This window comes from Brucella pseudogrignonensis (assembly GCF_002252525.1).
Lineage (GTDB): Bacteria > Pseudomonadota > Alphaproteobacteria > Rhizobiales > Rhizobiaceae > Brucella > Brucella pseudogrignonensis.
In genome coordinates, this window is sequence record NZ_NNRM01000018.1 from 16,529 (window position 1) to 33,928 (window position 17,400).

Sequence of the window (17,400 nt, forward strand, 5' to 3'; positions counted from 1 at the left end):
GAGGTGTCATTGGAAATCGAAAATGAAGAAGCCAAGCGAGCATCTACAGGGGTAGACAGCTCAACTACGCCATCAGCGCAAGGACTATTAGTCGATTACGCTCTTCACACTTTAGGCTGGAAGTCCTTTCAAGACCTGTGTGTGGCTATCGCCCAGGAAGTGCTCAAACGGCCGGTAGAGACATTTCTGCCGTCAAAGGATGGTGGGCGAGATGGTGCATTTCTCGGTCGTTGGTCCAATGAAAGTTCAGCCGGTCGCTCGACAATCCAATGTAAATTTACGAGCAAGGCCGATGCACCACTAAATCTGAGCGCCGTGAAGAGCGAACTGACCAAGGCTGGAAAGCTCGCAGCCAGAGGGTTGGCTGAAGACTACATCCTTCTCACAAACCATGGCGTGTCGGGTGCGCAGGCGGGCATAATCGCTGCGGCGTTCGAAGCGGTTGGTGTGAAGAACTGTGTCATTCTTGGGCGTGACTGGATCGCACAGCAAATTCGGGAATCATCCCGGCTACGGGTGATGGTGCCGAGGGTTTACGGATTGGGAGATCTTTCCCAGATTCTTGACGAGCGGGCCTATGCGCAATCTCGCGCCGTCTTGAGCGCGCTTGGGGACGATCTGGCATGTTTCGTTGTCACCGATGCACATCGTCAGAGCGTAGACGCGCTACTCGATCATAATTTTGTCTTGCTGCTTGGGGATCCAGCTTCCGGAAAGTCGACCATCGCAGCAAGCCTCGCTTTAGGGGCGCTTGATCACTGGCATGCGCCGACTATCCGCGTAACCAGTCCTGAAGATATCATGCGACATTGGAATCCCGACGATCCCAAGCAGTTCTTCTGGATAGATGACGCCTTTGGCGCCACTCAGTACCAACGACATATTGCCGATGCTTGGAATCGACAAATGCCGCTGATGGCAGCGGCGTTGCGCAAAGGCGCACGTTTTCTACTTACATCCCGCACCTATATCTGGCGATCAGCCCATCGCGATCTCAAGACCGGCGCGTTTCCGCTATTCGACAAATCGCAGGTGGTCATCAACGTCCAAGGCTTGGCGACCGCCGAAAAGGCGCAAATCCTGTATAATCACATCAAGCGTGGCGATCAGCCGGCTTCGTTCAAGATGGCCATCAAGCCACACTTGTCGACGCTTGCCGAAGATGCATCTTTTCTCCCCGAGACGGCGCGTCGTCTCGGTTCAGCATTCTTTACGGAGAAAGTAGCGCCCGACGAGGAAGGCTTGCTCGATTTTGCACGACGGCCGGTCGACTTCCTTAAAGACGTGCTACGCAATCTGGACCGGAGCGAAGCGGCGGCAGTTGCGCTGGTTTTTATGCACGGGGGGCAACTCGCTTCGCCGATCGAAAACGACGATCGTATAGCCCTAATCTCGGAACTCCTTGGCGTCACAGCAGCCGAGATCCGACTCTCTCTGGATTCGCTCCGCGGGAGTCTTGCCCTGCTCGTCGATACGGCCGAAGGTCCAAAATGGACGTTCAAGCATCCCACGATCGGCGATGCATATGCTGCACTCGTCGCCAATTCACCCGAACTGACTGAAATCTACCTGCGCGGCGCAAAGTTCGAACGGCTGCTCGAAGAGGTCGTTTGTGGTGGAGTTGAATTACGGGGTGCGAGCGTGCGCGTCGGCCCTTCGCTATACCCTGCGCTTCTGAATCGTTTGCTCGTTCATCCCGTTGATTATCGCATACGCTATTTTCTTGGGCAGCGCTGCGACGAAGCATTCTTGCGGCTGGTGGTGGATCAGGTGCCGAATATTCTTGATCTTCGTCCTGGCGCGTTCATGGCGTACTCCTCCGAAAACAGACTATTGGCGAAGCTGCATCAGGCGAAACTTTTGCCCGAGGAAAAGCGCCATAAGCTCGTAGAACACATTATTGATACGACCCTCACGGTTCCCGATGGTGGTATTTTTCGTGACGAATCTTTGCGCTCTCTCATGACTGACGCCGAGTTCGAAAATCTTGCGGCACAAGTAAGGGGGGACGTTCTTGATCGTATCGACGCCCATGTGTCTGATTGGAAGTCGAATTGTGAGAGTAGCGATCCGGATAGTCACTTCGATGAGTTGTCGAGTTTCTTAAGTGGTTTCGAGGATACGCTTCCGATTGATGACCCTTATCGCGCTAAAATCGAGAGTGGACGAATAGCTATAGGAAAGGCGATTGAGGAACTGAATGAGACCCGTGACCCTGATGTCGAAGATCGAGTGGAAACGCCAGTCGGCCGAGCCGTCACCGCACGCTCAAACATTCAGTCGATCTTCGACGACGTAGATTGTTAAGGCTAGGCGGGTCACGGCCTGGCGCCTATTTTGGAAGGGTATGGAGGGCTATGGAGTAAACATAGTTCTCATCGGTATCTCGCACGGCCCGCCAAACACCGCCGATTACCGCACAAATTGGTCAGCTATCTCTTTGATTATCAACCAGGTGGCGTCTTTTTTGTGGCTACCCTGCCGACACGGGTTCTCGCACGCCCTATCAATTCCGTAACCCTCGTCGTGTTGCACCGCCACCGCCACTCCGCTCTCGCAGCAGTGTCAACATCTCTAGCAGGGCTTGCGCACCGGAAGCAAACAGGGCATCTTGTGGTCAACAACAAGTTGATGGCGCCGCGAAATGACAGTTCTCTACACACCAGGCCAGTTAAGGAGCGCTGTCTCGATCGCGCCGGAGACATATCGGCACTGGAAAAAGGCAATCGCCTCGCTTGATCGCGGTCGCGGACATAGCCCCTGTTTCAGCTCAGGCGACATGGTCGCCGCGTCGGTCATTCGAGCGCTTGCTATCGACCTTTCGGTTCGTGTTGGTGCACTGGCTCCAATGGCGGAAACACTTTTTGAGCTGTGCAACAGATCACCGTGGCCGGTTCTCGAACGTACTAAGGTTGTCTTAAATTTGCAGGGGGCGGAGGTGCGCCTCGCTGAAGAACTGGCGGAAGCGCACAGCGATCAACCGCTGATAATCATTCCTCTGAGAGCGATTGTTGCGCGCTTGCGCGAGCAATTGCTTGCAGCAACCGATCATGTGGAGCAACGATCTTTGCTCTTTCCACCCATCCCGATCACGAGCGCTGCAACGGCGCAACGAGGTCAGCCATGAGCGCGCTCGATCAGATCGCCTGGGCTGCACACCGCGCGGGGTATCGTGCCGAAGCCGTGGTGCGGGACTATGCGTTTGCTGATGTGCTTGCAGAAGGCAACGATACGCGTACCGTGCCACTGGTTGCGTTCACACGAACCCCCCCGTCTTATCGTTCGGCTGCCTTTGGCGTAGTTGAAAGTGACGGACGTTCCACCATCGAGCTCGTCCAGTCGCACCGTGCGCTCGGTGCACCGTTATTGTTTGTCATCGACCGCGATGATGTCACGGTCTGGCAGGTTCGCAGCGAAGGACCGCCGCGAGCGATCGAGAAGGTCAAGGTTGGCCAGCTCACCGACCTATTCGAACGCAACCAGGCGGACTGGCATCCTGACGCGATCCATCGCGCAAAGGCGGTGGGGAGCCCCGCAGCCGGCCATCAGCTTGACTTCGTCGACCTAGGGCTGCTGCCGGCGATTGAAGGGGAAATCCATCTCAAGCTTGACCGCCTGCTTATCGAGACGCTCGATCTGGCCCGCAAGGCACCTGGTGGGGGTCGGCTCGATGTGCGAACCATGTTCAGGGTGGTGTTCCGCCTGTTGGCCGCTAAGGTTCTAGAGGATCGCCGCCACCCGTTCTCGGCAGAGTGGAATGCCGACAATCTGTCTTCGGTTCTGACGGCTATCGAGCGTTATTATAGCTTGTCACAAATCGACGGACGGACGAATCCCATACTGACGCGTATGTTTGGTGCGGCATGGGCACATCTTCGCGCTGGAATTAACTTTTCCAACATCTCCTCGGACGATCTTGCATTCGTGTATGAGAATACGCTGGTGACGCCTGAGGCCCGCAAGCTATTCGGGACGCACAGCACGCCGCGCCAAGTGGCTGAATATATTGTTCAGCGACTAGAGTTGCACCGCTATAATCCGATCGATCTCCAGATCTACGAGCCATGCGCTGGTGCAGGCGTCTTTCTAGTATCGGCGCTCAGACACTTGCGCGACTTGCTTCCCGTGGGATGGTCGGATCAAGAGCGTCACAACTTTCTGATCGAGCACATCGCGGGTGATGAAATCGATCCCTTCGCCTGCGAGGTGGCCACGCTTTCTTTGATCCTTGCTGACTATCCCAACCACAATGGCTGGCACATACGTGAAGCAGATCTATTCGTCGACGGTGTGTTGGCAAAGGCGCTGGTCGGCAAGAATGTGATCGTCTGCAACCCTCCTTTTGAAGCCTTCACCCAAGAAGAAAAGGAGCGTTATCCGGAAGCGAGCCGGAAACCGACGAAGGCGGTCGCAGTGCTCAGCGCGGTGATTGATGCGCAGCCACTCGCCATCGGGTTCGTATTGCCGCGGTCCTTCATACTAGAGAAGCAGTTCTCGGAACAGCGTCGCCGCATCGAAGATCTTTACGGCTTCGTCGAGATTGTTGAACTGCCGGATCGGATTTTTGGCGCATCGAGCGTGGAGTCCGCCGCATTGATCGCCCGCGATCTGCGAGCCGAAGGATCGACGCGTGTTACAATCCGGTCGACAGAAGTTGCCGACCAAGATCGGGCGGCTTTCCTGAAAACTGGCCGCACGACGGTTCAGCGCGAGACCACTCGGGAAGTCGTCCGACCGGAGGGGGAGCTTTGGATTCCCCCCCTGCACGATTTGTGGATCTATCTTGCAGAAGCTCCGCAGCTCGGAACGATTTTCAAACCAAGATGGGGGCTGCGCTGGAATTATGAACAGGATCTGGCTGCAAGCGATGTTGAGAAGAAAGGCTTTCGCAGAGGGTATCTGAATGCCCGACGCTTCCAACAATATGTTGGCGTTCGCGCTACTTGGCTCGATTTTAATCTAGAGAATCTGCGTGAGGGCTATGATCAGGATTGGTCGAAGCCGAAGCTCATCATGAATGCGACACGGCTTAGCCGAGGTCCCTGGCGGGTAGGTGCGGTCGCCGATCTGGAATCGCACCTCTACTCGCAGCAGTTCTTCGGGCTGTGGCCGCTCACCGACATGACGCCAGAAAGTCTGCTTGCTTTTAGCGCGGTTATGAATGGTCCGATCGTCAATGCCTATCTTGCTGTTCATTCACCAAGGGATCGCTTCCGTTCAAACGTGGTCGCACAGGCTCCGATGCCGAGCTACATTCCGAAGGAATTACCCGAGCTTGTCCGCGACTATCTGAAGGTCCTAACCAAGGGTCGTCTCTTTGCAGAAGACGGCGCGGATCTTGCCCATCTGCTCGCGTCAATCGATGCCGCTGTACTTCGTGGGTACGATCTGCCGCTGCGGCAGGAGCGCCAGTTGCTGAACTTTTTCCGGGGTGCCGAACGCCCGGTTCCTCATCAATGGGCGCATTGGGACGACTTGTTTCCGGTGCCGGGACTGACGCTTGCCGAGCGAATCTCCGGCCGGTTCCGTGCGAGTGGCGACTGGGTCAGAAAGGTCTTTCGTGCACTGCCCGATGAAGAGATCACGCTGCTACGCGACTATGTGGCTTGACCAGGATGGACGCCTATCTCCTCGATACGACCGTCTTGTCGATTTATCTTGATCCGACGCATCCGCTCCATGCTGAGAAGAGCCAATCTTTGAACGCGTTGCCAGCCGAAGCGCCACGCTTCGTTTCTACGGTCGCGCTTGCCGAACTCGCGTTCGGGACGCGCCTCGCGGCAGTTATCGGCAAGGGAAATCTTCCCGCACTTGACGCCATGCTTGCAGAGGCGCGGACCTACGCCGTCCTAGATCTCACCCACCATACTGCGGCTGCCTACGCCGATCTGAAAGCTCGGATCGCGCAAAAGTATCTCGCCAAGGTTCTACGAAAGGATCGGCCTAAATATATTGAAGAATGGGTAGACAAGGCCACAGGCAAAAAACTCGGCGTTGACGAAAATGATCTGTGGATGTGCGCTCAGGCTAAGGAGCGTGAACTCGTTTTCGTGACCGCCGACGCGCGCATGAAGCGCATTCCCGATGCGGATGACGAAGTTAGAATGCTGATCGTCTAAACGACAACCATAATGAGGCCATGGGGCCTGAGCCCGTTATGGTCCCTCGCATGTGATCTGCTGTTGATTGGTCGAATGCTGTAGAAGAATGCACTAAAATCAAAATGAAAAAATATGTCATCCGCCGTCTATCGATTCGGCAGCGAGACGCGTGAAGAGCACCAATGCGAGGAACAAATAGAAGAATATGCTGACCCCGGGGGAAATATACTCCAATCTTGACGACCTCGCGGGGAAACCTCCAGCGGGAGGCGAGTTTGGCTTGGCGTTGATGGAGGCGGTAGGCGCGCCGCGTGCTACGATCACGAAACTGCGCGATACCGCTAAAGACGGAGCATTCTTGTGGGCACGAATGCTCCGCTTCGAATCCACTGCATTGGGAGGAGCGGACGCGGCGCTGGACCGGATGCGCTCAGAAGCTGAGGCTTTACCCAAGGGACGGCGTCCACGCATACTGCTCGCCTATGATGGTGAGCGGATCGCTGCCTGTGATACGAGCCCGAAGTTCGACGAGGAGCCGCTGCGTGTCGGCCTCGACATGCTCTCTCTGGAAGGCGACGTTTTCTTTCCACTTGGCGGTCATGAGAGATACGTTCCGAAGAAGGAGCGCATGGCCGACGTACGGGCAACCCGATTCATCTCGCGCTTTCATGACGCGGTGCGCGACGCTAATCCGAGCTGGACGATGGAGGTGGATCGTCACGCGCTCAATATCTTCATGGCGCGCATACTATTTTGCCTGTTCTCGGATGATGTCGGCATCTTCGATAAGGACGTGTTTGAAACCGCTGTGCGGCAGTCGAACGTGGATGGCAGTGATCTTGCCGCATTTTTGGACAGCGCTTTCAAGTACATGGACACACCACCAGAGAAGCGATCGTCAGAGACGCGTCCTTGGTCGAAGCTGAAGTATGTAAACGGCTCCTTGTTCGAAGAAGACGTGCCCATGCCAGCGCTGGATGGGCGTTGCCGCAAGCTGCTGCTCGACTGTGCAGGGCTGAATTGGAAGCTCATCAATCCTGACATCTTTGGCTCGATGCTTCAGGCCGTCGTTGACGTTGAGAAGCGCGGCGAACTGGGGATGCACTACACATCGCCAGCCAACATCATGAAGGTGCTGGAGCCCATCCTTCTCGATTCACTGCAAGCGGAGCTGGAACGGGCTGGAGCGAACAAGGGGCGGCTGCGCGACTTCCTTGAGCGACTTGGCCGCATCCGCGTGTTCGACCCGGCTTGCGGCTCTGGCAACTTTCTGATCCTCGCCTACAAGGAACTGCGGGCGCTGGAAACGGAAGCGTTGCGCCGTCTCGCCACGCCGCGCCTGTCGGGCATTGCGCTTGAACAGTTCTTCGGAATCGAGATCGACGATTTCGCCTGTCAGGCAGCACGGCTGGGCCTGTGGATCGCGAAGTATCAATGCGACCAGCAGCTTGAACTGGACCTCGGCCAGCGCACCGACTTCCTGCCGCTCCAGAAGGCCGGCGTGATCGTGACAGGCAACGCGGCCGAGAGAGACTGGCTGGAGGCTTGCCCCCCGGTCACGGGCGCGGAGACGGTCGTGGTCGGGAATCCGCAGTTCCGCGGTTCATCTTACTGGTCGCCCGAGCAGAAGGCGGATATGGCCCGCGTCTTCAAGGGGCGCGTCAAGAACTGGGGCAATCTCGACTACGTGACGCTCTGGTTCGCGAAGGCGCGCGACTATTCGCTGGCGACCGGCGCGCCCTTCGCCTTCGTGGCTACGAACTCCATCGTGCAGGGCGTGCAGGTGCCCGAGCTTTGGCCCCACCTGCTGGAAAACCTCGAAATTCGCTTTGCGCATCGTTCGTTCAAGTGGTCGAACCTGGCAGCCCACAATGCGGGCGTGACTTGCGTGATTATCGGCATGGGGCCGCCCAGCAGCGCGCCCAAGCGCCTGTTCGATGGCGATACCGTGCGCGACGTAGAGGTGATCGGTCCCTATCTCGCGCCTGGCACCACGGCGATCGTGGAAAAGGCGAGCAGGCCGCTGGCACCCGATCTCGAACCGATGGTGTTCGGCAACAAGCCAACCGACGGCGGCAACCTAATTCTCGATCGCAACGAGCGAGATGCGCTGCTGGAGGTGCACCCGGATGCGGCGCGATTCGTGCGGCGGCTCTACGGCTCTCAGGAGTTGATGAAGGGAATCGAGCGATATTGCCTGTGGGTGGGGGACGACGAGGTCGAGGAGGCAAAGTCCATCCCAGAACTGGCACGACGATTCGAGGCCGTGGCACGGGATCGGTCCAAGGAAAAGGCGTCGGACATTTCGAAGGCGTTTGCGGATCGACCTCATCGCTTCCTGCAAAGGGCGGGCGCTGCGACATCACACACGATCATGGTACCACGACCTTCAAGTGAGGACCGCTTTTATCTGCCCGTCGATGTAGTGGATCAAACTAACATTACGTCCAGTGAAGCATTCGCGATCTTCGACGGCGATATCTGGCAGGCTGCGGTTCTGTCCTCACGGCTTCATCGGTTATGGCTTGAACTCGTTGGTGGAAAACTTGAAACGCGAGTGCGCTATTCCAATACTCTTGTATGGAACACCTTCCCCCTTCCATACCTGTCGGATCGTCGTAAGGCGGACCTCGAGGAGCACTGGTGGGCAATCGACGAGGCGCGCAAGGAAGCGGGGTTCGGGCGCGCTCTCGGCGAGCTTTACGCCCCTGCCAAGATGCCTCACGCCCTGCGCCGCGCTCATGAAGAGCTGGACGAGACGATGGAGACGATCTTCGGCTCGCGTCGCTACCGCTCGGACGCCGATCGGGTCGAGCACATGCTACAACTCTATGCACGCATGGTGGTGGGAAAAGCAAAGCCATCCAAGATCAAGGAAGAAGAGGTGAGCGCATGAGCGAGACGAAGAACAAGGCGGGCGAGAACGGTCTCGGCTCCATCACGCTCACCTATGACGGAACGGGCGCGTCCAAGACGACAGACAGTCTTGGCATGCGCGCCATGCAGGCTCGGGTGTGGGATAAGCGGGACGCGCAGCACCTGCTGGTGAAGTCGCCACCTGCCTCGGGCAAGTCGCGTGCGGCCATGTTCGTGGGACTAGAGAAGCTGCGCACCAAAGCCGTCGATCGCGTGGTGATCGCGGTGCCCGAGCGCTCCATTGGCGCCTCGTTCCGGGACACGGGCCTCGCGGCGGGCGGCTTCCACTCGGACTGGCAGCTTGACCTCGACCTCTGCACCGTCGGCTCGGAGACCGGCCGCAAGGTGGACGAATTGATCGGGTTCCTTCGCGGAGAAGGTGATGGGCGAACGACACTGTGCACCCACTCCACCCTGCGCGCCGCCCATGCCAAGACGGATGATGTGACCTTATTCGACCGTGCGCTTATCTGCGTGGACGAACTGCACCACGCTTCGTCAGACGAGAACAGTAGGCTGGGCAACCTGCTGCGCGGGTTGATCGACCGGGCGGGCGAAGTGGGGCACGACGCCGCGCACATCCTCGCCATGACGGGTTCGTACTTCCGGGGCGACGGCACTGCGGTGCTGCATCCACAGGACGAGGCCCGTTTCGAGAAGGTAATCTACACCTATTATGAGCAGCTCAACGGCTACGAGTACCTAAAGACGCTGCGTATCAACTTCCGTTTCTACCAAGGCAAGTATCTCGACGCGATCGGCGGAGCCCTTGACCCGCACATGAAGACCATCGTGCATATCCCTCATGTCGGCTCGGCCGAGGGCAGCGGAGTCAACAAGATGTTCGCGGTAGATGCGATCGTGGATGCGATTGGCGACCGCTTGGGCAAAAATCCTAAGACCAGCACCGATCCCACGACCGGATTTGTGCATCTCACGGCAGGCGGTCGTACGCTCAAGATCGCGAACCTCGTGGACGACAGCGCCGACCGCGAGAAGGTGCTGGCGAGCCTCCGCGCGGTAAAAGACCGCGACGATGTCGACATCATCATTGCACTTGGCATGGCCAAAGAGGGCTTCGACTGGGTGTGGTGCGAGCACGTTCTCACGGTTGGCTACCGAGGCTCGTTGACCGAGGTCGTGCAGATCATTGGCCGAGCGACGCGGGATGCACCTGGCAAAACGGAGGCGCAGTTCACCAATCTTGTCTCTGCGCCCTTCGCCAATGACGAGGCGGTGAGCCGCGCCGTCAACGATATGCTCAAGGCCATCTCGGTGTCGCTCCTGATGGAGCAGGTGATGGCGCCCGTCTTCAAGTTCCGCACGCACAAAGGCGCGGACCAATTCGACGGCTCGCCCGGCGACAAGTCTAATCCGGGACCGGTGACCAACGCTGGCGAGATCGAAATTATCGGCATGCCGGAGATCGACGAGAAGGCTGTCGAGGCGATCGAAAACGACTTCAACGACCTGTTCGCGGATGTACAGAACGACCCGCGCACGCTAACGGTCATGATCAACCCCGACGACCACCACACCGACGTGATTTACGACCTCGTGGTCACAGACGTGATCAAGCGGCGCTACCCTGGCTTCTCGGCAGAGCAGGTCCAGGACGCGGTAGGCCTGTTTGGTGTTCGCGCCGGGCTGGGCCGTGAGGTCGCCAAGGACCCGAGCATCATTCAGACGCTAGGAATGTCCGAAGGGGAGCAGCCGGCCTTCACAGGACCAGACGAAGAGGAAGGCGATGGCGATCGCGACACGACCGGTCCAAACGCCGGCGACCGCTTCGTACAGCAGACAAAGCGGTTCATCAACGTGAGGGAGCTACAGGTCGATCTGCTCGGCGGTCGCCGCGACTTCGATGATGCCTACGAGCTATTGTCAAAGGAACTCTCCGAGGAGTTGCTCGCACGCCTTCACGGCGAGGTTCGCGCCCTCACCGTGAGCATGACGCAAGATGAGGCCGAAAAGCTGTATTCTCGCATCAAGGAATTCATCCACCGTGAGAGCCGCGAGCCCAATCTGAATTCCCCAAATGGCCGCGAAGTCAGGCTAGCGGAAGCTTTGGCGTTTCTGCGCAAGATTTCGCGAGAGAAACGTGCTGCCATGGCGGGCGCAGATGAGGGGCAGGTCGATGCGTGAAACGATCGACTACTTAAACGACGAACTTCTCCTCACACCTGACGAAAAGCCGAAGGCAGCACGAACGCCCGTCCTTGATCGCGCGGTCGAGGTGATCGAGCGCATCAATGCCTTCATGGACGAGACTGGTGCCGAGCCGGTCTCTGAGCCAGGGCGCAGTGTTCGAGAGCGCATGCTCGCCAATGAATTGGCTGGACTGCGGGCATCGAAGGCGGACCTCGATGGGCTCGCACCGTACGATACGCGCAACCTCGTGTTCGGCGGGGCGAGCGTCGCCGATCCTCTCGATGATCCTTTGCTTTCCGATGGTCTCGACATCTTCGAGGTGCGGGACGAACTGAGGCCAATGGCACGACCCGACTTTGTCGCCGACCGTCGCCCTTGTCCGGATTTCGAGCGTTTCGAGCCGCTGTTCGAAAACATTCGAAAGGCCGTTGAGCAGGGCGCGCGCAAGCCCCAGCCTTTTCGGCAAGAGCGCGTCGAACTGGGCGAGTTCTTTGTCCTCAAGGGTCAGCTCGTCCATGTTGCTGATCTTCGCGACGAGCACCGGCGCAATGGCAAACCTGACGCTCGCCTGCGCGTCATCTTCGACAACGGCACGGAATCGAACCTGCTGATGTCATCGCTCGTGCGGCGGCTTTACGAGGATAAGGATGCCCGCCGAATCGGCACTACGGACGCCGGCCCCCTGTTTAGCGGCGCTCGGACCGGCTTCGTATACGTCCTGCGCTCCCTATCGGAGAAACCTGAAGTCCAAGGATTGCTTAAGGTAGGCACCACATCGGGAGCAGTCGAGGACCGCATTGCGCACGCTGAAACGCAGTCGACATTCTTGTTCGCACCAGTAGACATTCTAGTTACCTTCGAACTGGTGGGGCACTCGGCAAAGGAAGCTGAACAGCTTATCCACCGAGCGCTTCGATCGTATCACGTCGCCCTGAGGGTTACGGGACCTGACGGACGATCCTTCAGTGCAACCGAATGGTTCAAAGTGACGCCAGAGCTAGTGGAAAAGGCCATAGAAGAAGCGCTGGGTTAACGGCGGCGAAGCGGAAGTCTGATGTGCAGCGTAAGCTTGTGCCGTCCTTTCGTACCTACTTTGGAGGGGTATAGAGGGCTATGGAGTAGACATAGTTCTCATCGCTATCCCGCACGTCCCGCCATTTTCCCCATTTCGCAGTCGTGTATCGAGCGTCTTTCATAACGAAATACGTCATATGACGTATGTGCCGGTTGCTGGTCTCCAACTAAGGTCGCGCTGGGTTGTGCGTATCGCGCGCCAGCATGATCTCCTAGTAACGACTCATGGCGCGTTTGGCTTCAGCCAATATTGGAGGGCGAAATGAAAACGATTTCACTAACGACGATTGCATCATTAATGATCGCAAGTTCTGCGCTGGCTGCCGCACCTGCGAGTATTGAGACGGTGTCTAAAGCTGAAAAGCAGTGGGACGCAACTTTGATTCAATTGGCTGTAGGTAAAAGCCGGCCGGGAACCATAACCGGACCGGCTAGTGGACAGCCATTCCTTGGCGGAAGAAGCATTTTTGGTTAAACTATCGCAGGCTCGTGTAGCATCTTATGCGACGAGCTTGCGCTTTCTCCTTTCTAAGCTGTTTTGCTCTCGCCAAGCGGCAGGGTTTGATGAAGTGACACGGCGAAACTCTCGATTGAAGTTAGACTTCGTTTGAAAGCCTGATTCCAACATAATCATCGTCACTGACATTTCGGTTTCCCGTAAAAGTCGGCAAGCCTCGGCAATACGAAAGTCATTGATATATTGAGATACGTTCTTGCCGGTTAGCCGATTGATACCGCCCGATATTTGACGCGTTGGCAGACTGACTTTTCGCGCCAGCCGAATAAGCGTCAGGTTTTCATCCAGATAGAGCTTGTTCTGTGCGAGGATGTTTTCGACGCGAGCCAAAGTATCTCGGTCTTGTTCGATATCATTCTTGTCGAGGGGTCGCTCATCCAGACCGGATGCAGCAGGTTGAGCGCGGCTTGCGACCAGAGCCGTGAGTGCCACAAACAGGAGCCCTAGAAGATTGGCGTTGCTCACAATCAGCGCCGAATTTCTGCCGTTTGCCCATTCAAAATCCATCAGAATTGCAAAGTCGAATAAAGCAGAAATGCATAGTGAAACAGCGGCAATTATTAGCGCTCGATGAGCAGAAATTGCACTGTCAAATCGTGCTTCATCCAAGGCATCAGGACCGGCGCGTGCAAGATTAAGCAGAGCAATAGCAAAACCAACGAACAGGATAATCAGGGTTGCGTCCAGCAATGCAGGCACAATGAGCAATATGAATAATGTCGCTATCGGGAAAGCCGCGACTTTCCAGAGACTGCGGTCGCTCAAACGCTTGTTATCGTTATGTATTAGGCTGCGAAAGCTTGCGTAAACGAGCGGTGGCAAGCAGCTTGCGATAATCGGCATCAGATAGCGGACTTCCTCGACGCCATAACCCCAGCGAACACCAACGGCTGCTGACTGCACGGCGCACAAAGCGACCAGCAGTTGGAACGGGTTGCCTGCAATCGCTTTATCCTGATTGCGCCACATGGCAACCAGAAGGATCAGCTGAAGAAGGGCAACGACAAAGGGTAATGGTACGAAAATCAAAAGCGTTCTCGCGATCTAAAGGGCGAAAGATCGCCGATCAATGATCTATATCGCGATTCTGGACGACCTGAATCGTGATTTAGAACGCCGGATCGGAGGATATTTGAAAAACCTGGCTCATCTTGCAAGCACGGAGATACAAGATGAGCAAAATTCGTTTTATTTGGTCGAGCGTCGCACTCGGTGCGACCCTCTTCAGTTCTGCTGCGATGGCCGCAGAGGTTGGCGTTCGCACTATTGAAGTGCCCTCTGCAATGCGGGGGCAAAATCTGGCAGTAACGATCTGGTATCCCGCCTCGGGTGGAGGTTCGCCCGAACTCTTTGGTGACGATAGAATTTTTAAAGGAACAAAGGCTGCGAAAGATGCATCACTTGGCAATGGTCGCTTTCCTCTCGTCATTCTCTCGCATGGTTCGGGTGGGCGCGCTGAAGCCATAAACTGGCTTGCGACAGATTTAGCAAAGGCGGGCTTTATCGTTGCCGGACCTGACCATCCGGGCACGACTTCAGGCGACTCGCTGCCTGATGAAACACCAAAACTGTGGAAGCGAACTGACGATCTTTCGACCGTTATCAGCTATCTGACCGCAAACGCAGACTGGAAGTCTCACATCGATGCTGAACATATCGGCGTTGTTGGGTTTTCGCTTGGTGGTGCTGCGTCACTGAAACTTGCTGGCGCTCGCACAAATCTCGAGGCTTATGCCAAATATTGCGACACTTACACGAAGTGGGATTGCGCATGGTATGCTGGTGGTCGCGGCTATGCCAAAATGGAGCCGGTATCAGTGCCAAAGCTCGATTTGCGCGCCGTTGATAAAACGGCTTTTGAGCAGTCCAATCTTGATGAGCGCGTCAAAACCGCGGTGCTTGTCGATCCGGGGATGGCTCAAGCCTACGACGAAGATAGCCTCAAGAATATCAAAATCCCTTTGAGTTTTATCAATCTGGGTAATGAAGGTGAGGTGCCTTTATCAGTCAAAGCTGATGAAGTGGCGGCGCTGGTACCAGGCAGCTCTTATGTCACTGTCCGTGGAGCGGATCACTTCAGTTTTTTGCCTGAGTGTAAGGAAGATGCGCGCGCATTCCTCAAGTCGGTGGGGGAAATTGATCCTATTTGCGAGGAAACTGGCAGGGCGCGGAAAGACATCCACGCCGAATTATCGGATTTAATTTCAACAAGCCTGCAAATAACACTTAAACGCTGAGTCCCGCATCTGGCAGGGGAGGTCAGTTTATCCGGCTTTTATCTGCTGTAGGATGCTGAATGGAGGCAGCGGGCAAGTCTAGTCCGCTGGCACCATTTTGCAGATGTGCCATTTCATCGAAAGCACGTTGAGCAATGGCCCATGTTAAAAACAACAGGCACATCGCCAGAACGGCGGTGACAACAGTATCCGGTTTCATGGAATTAATCGTCCTGTGACGTTGATCTCGCATATGGGGCGAAAAACAGCAGAGGACAATAAATAATAAAGCATAGCTGGCATGCGATTGATGGTCTGAGCCTAGTAATTAAAAGCTGAATTCTGTCATTGTTCTTTTATTTAATGAATAGAGTTTCAGCTTTTTCTGCGTTCGCGAATGGCTCTGACCCAAGTGTTGTTGAACAAGATCACACCGACAACCAGCGCGACCAAGCCAATAGCCATCATGCCATAAGCGACGCCCTGATCACCGAACTGTTGATATAGCCAGCCGGTTCGCTCGACGGCTTGAGCGGGTTTTCCCAGGCGCAAAATCCCCTGCACGAGGGCGCCAACACCAACGATCAACAAAAGTACACTACGGATCATGAGGCAGTCTCAGTCTGATTATGCGTATTGCGGTAGAGAGGCACAGCTAAAGCCTTCACGGCTCAATATTATGACGCTGTTGGGAAATACCTCGGAAAAACTGGAGCGGGCGAAGGGATTCGAACCCTCGACCCCAACCTTGGCAAGGTTGTGCTCTACCCCTGAGCTACACCCGCTCGCGCCAGTCTTCTCTGAGAGAAGTCGTTTCCGTTAGGCAGGCGGTATATGAACCAACGGAATCCGGATTGCAATAGGGAATTTCATGTGTCGACTAAGATATTTCAAAAGATTCACAGGCTTGTTCATTTTTGAGTTTCATATCACCAAAATCTTGCCGGGGTGTTTAGCGTTTACGGCGCGAAATGCTGATGATTGATGCAAAAGCCGCGAATCCAGCAGCAACAAGCAGGATGCGAGGTATGTTGTTGATGCCCCAATGCGAGAGCAAAAATGCTACGAATGCAGCACCAAGCGACTGACCAAGCAAGCGAGCCGTTCCAAGCATACCGCTTGCAGCGCCACTTCTTGCGCGTGGGGCCGAGGTTATAATCATGCGATTGTTCGGAGCCTGAAAGAAGCCAAACCCGATGCCGCAAATCGCCATGCGCCAGCAGATATCGACCACGGACGGTTGTTCTGGCAGCGTTCCGACCAGTGCAAGCCCGGCAGCGAAGAACACAAGCCCAACCAAACCGAGCGTGGCAGGCGAATATTTGTCCGAGAATTTGCCGGATAGCGGGGCAACGATTGCCAGGGCAATCGGCCAAGGCATCATCAAAAAGCCAACCTCGATGGGTTGGAAGCCATAGACGTTCTGAAACAGGAATGGCAGCGATATGAATGCCATCATCTGTGCGAGAAAGGACATGATTGAAGTGCAGAGCGACAGGCTGAACACTGGGATACGCAGAAGATCAAGCGGTAGCAACGGGTTGGTCGTCTGCATTGAGCGTCGTATCAGCCATGTTGCTGCGACGGCGCAGCCGATTGCCTGCAAGGCCAGAAATGTCGAGCTGACGCCATTACCTGCACTATCAATGACCGTAATCAGCAGGCCGAGCGTGAAGGCAGTGAGGATAGCGCTCAGATAATCGAACCGACGTGATGAGAGTTCGTTATAGGGCAGGCTTTTCATTCCCATAACCACCGCCAGAACGCCGAGTGGAATATTGATGACAAAGAGCCAGGGCCATGTGAGCGAATGCAGGATGATACCTGCGAGCGTTGGACCTATGGTCGAGGAGAGGGCCACGAAAAGTGCGTTCAAGCCGATTGCGGTGCCAAGCTTTGCTTGCGGCACCGTATAGCGCAGCAAAGCAGCGTTAACGCTCATCAGGCCTGCTGCACCAAAGCCTTGTATAATGCGTGCGATCGTGAGCGCTTCAAGCGACCGCGCAAAAACGCAGGCAATCGAGGCAAGTGTGAAGAGCGACACGCCGAGCAGATAGACGCGACGGTAGCTGTAAATCTCGCCCAAAGCTGCAAATGGCAGCAAAGTGATAACGATGGCGAGCTGATATCCGTTCACAATCCAGATGGAGGCAGCCGGTCCTGCCGAGAAATCGGCCGCAATGGTGGGAAGCGCGACATTGGCAATAGTACCGTCGATAACTGCGAGTGTAAGACCGACCATCAAGGTCGCCCACGCCCAATAAATTCTTGGCTTGGGCAAACCGTCCTGAATTGTGGACTTGTTCGGCTCTATAACTGCTTCGTGCTTCATTCAATTGACCAGTAATGCGGAATTTCTAGCAACCTTAACCCTCATGGGAAGGACAGCAAGTCATCTAGCTCAGAATTGCCCGCAGAACATAGA

At 56.0% G+C, this 17,400-nt stretch carries 13 protein-coding genes and 1 tRNA gene; 9 read left to right on the plus strand and 5 right to left on the minus strand.

Translation table 11 applies throughout. From position 1 onward, the window contains the following. Window positions 1-9: 9 nt before the first annotated feature. From CEV34_RS10520 to CEV34_RS10555, 8 genes are all read left to right on the plus strand, one after another. Window positions 10-2,307, plus strand: a complete 2,298-nt coding sequence (locus CEV34_RS10520; protein ID WP_143853339.1) for an nSTAND3 domain-containing NTPase — start codon at window positions 10-12, stop codon at window positions 2,305-2,307. Window positions 2,308-2,644: 337 nt separating this feature from the next. Beyond that, window positions 2,645-3,127 (plus strand): hypothetical protein, encoded by a 483-nt coding sequence (locus tag CEV34_RS10525; protein ID WP_094543596.1) that lies wholly within the window; start codon window positions 2,645-2,647, stop codon window positions 3,125-3,127. Beyond that, window positions 3,124-5,610, plus strand: a complete 2,487-nt coding sequence (locus tag CEV34_RS10530) for an N-6 DNA methylase (protein WP_094543597.1) — start codon at window positions 3,124-3,126, stop codon at window positions 5,608-5,610. The genes CEV34_RS10525 and CEV34_RS10530 overlap by 4 nt, the downstream gene beginning before the upstream one ends. A 5-nt stretch (window positions 5,611-5,615) precedes the next feature. Then, window positions 5,616-6,119: a type II toxin-antitoxin system VapC family toxin gene (locus tag CEV34_RS10535; RefSeq protein ID WP_094543599.1), complete on the plus strand. Its 504-nt coding sequence runs from the start codon at window positions 5,616-5,618 to the stop codon at window positions 6,117-6,119. Window positions 6,120-6,306: 187 nt separating this feature from the next. Next, window positions 6,307-8,997 (plus strand): DNA methyltransferase, encoded by a 2,691-nt coding sequence (locus CEV34_RS10540; protein ID WP_143853341.1) that lies wholly within the window; start codon window positions 6,307-6,309, stop codon window positions 8,995-8,997. Beyond that, window positions 8,994-11,162, plus strand: a complete 2,169-nt coding sequence (locus CEV34_RS10545; protein WP_094543603.1) for a DEAD/DEAH box helicase — start codon at window positions 8,994-8,996, stop codon at window positions 11,160-11,162. The genes CEV34_RS10540 and CEV34_RS10545 overlap by 4 nt, the downstream gene beginning before the upstream one ends. Further along, the gene (locus CEV34_RS10550; protein ID WP_179253493.1) at window positions 11,155-12,201 is read left to right on the plus strand and encodes a GIY-YIG nuclease family protein; all 1,047 of its coding nucleotides are present in this window, start codon (window positions 11,155-11,157) and stop codon (window positions 12,199-12,201) included. The genes CEV34_RS10545 and CEV34_RS10550 overlap by 8 nt, the downstream gene beginning before the upstream one ends. Before the next feature lie 303 nt (window positions 12,202-12,504). After that, window positions 12,505-12,717, plus strand: coding sequence for a hypothetical protein (locus CEV34_RS10555; RefSeq protein WP_094543608.1), 213 nt, complete (start codon window positions 12,505-12,507; stop codon window positions 12,715-12,717). 24 nt (window positions 12,718-12,741) lie between these two features. Here the strand turns inward: CEV34_RS10555 and CEV34_RS10560 are convergent, their stop codons facing one another. Next, window positions 12,742-13,788, minus strand: a complete 1,047-nt coding sequence (locus CEV34_RS10560; protein ID WP_007878924.1) for a helix-turn-helix domain-containing protein — start codon at window positions 13,786-13,788, stop codon at window positions 12,742-12,744. Window positions 13,789-13,931: 143 nt separating this feature from the next. On the opposite strand from CEV34_RS10560, the gene CEV34_RS10565 reads away from it, so the two are divergent. Continuing rightward, a complete protein-coding gene (locus tag CEV34_RS10565) occupies window positions 13,932-14,996 on the plus strand; it encodes an alpha/beta hydrolase family protein (RefSeq protein WP_007878926.1) in 1,065 nt (354 codons plus the stop codon). 22 nt (window positions 14,997-15,018) lie between these two features. Here CEV34_RS10565 and CEV34_RS26995 read toward each other — a convergent pair whose 3' ends face one another. From CEV34_RS26995 to CEV34_RS10580, 4 genes are all read right to left on the minus strand, one after another. Beyond that, window positions 15,019-15,195, minus strand: coding sequence for a hypothetical protein (locus CEV34_RS26995; protein ID WP_161624152.1), 177 nt, complete (start codon window positions 15,193-15,195; stop codon window positions 15,019-15,021). Between the two features lie 155 nt (window positions 15,196-15,350). Further along, window positions 15,351-15,584, minus strand: coding sequence for a hypothetical protein (locus CEV34_RS10570; protein WP_007878927.1), 234 nt, complete (start codon window positions 15,582-15,584; stop codon window positions 15,351-15,353). Window positions 15,585-15,685: 101 nt separating this feature from the next. Then, a tRNA-Gly gene (locus tag CEV34_RS10575) sits at window positions 15,686-15,760 on the minus strand. 167 nt (window positions 15,761-15,927) lie between these two features. Next, a complete protein-coding gene (locus CEV34_RS10580; RefSeq protein ID WP_007878934.1) occupies window positions 15,928-17,307 on the minus strand; it encodes an MFS transporter in 1,380 nt (459 codons plus the stop codon). Window positions 17,308-17,400: the final 93 nt, after the last annotated feature.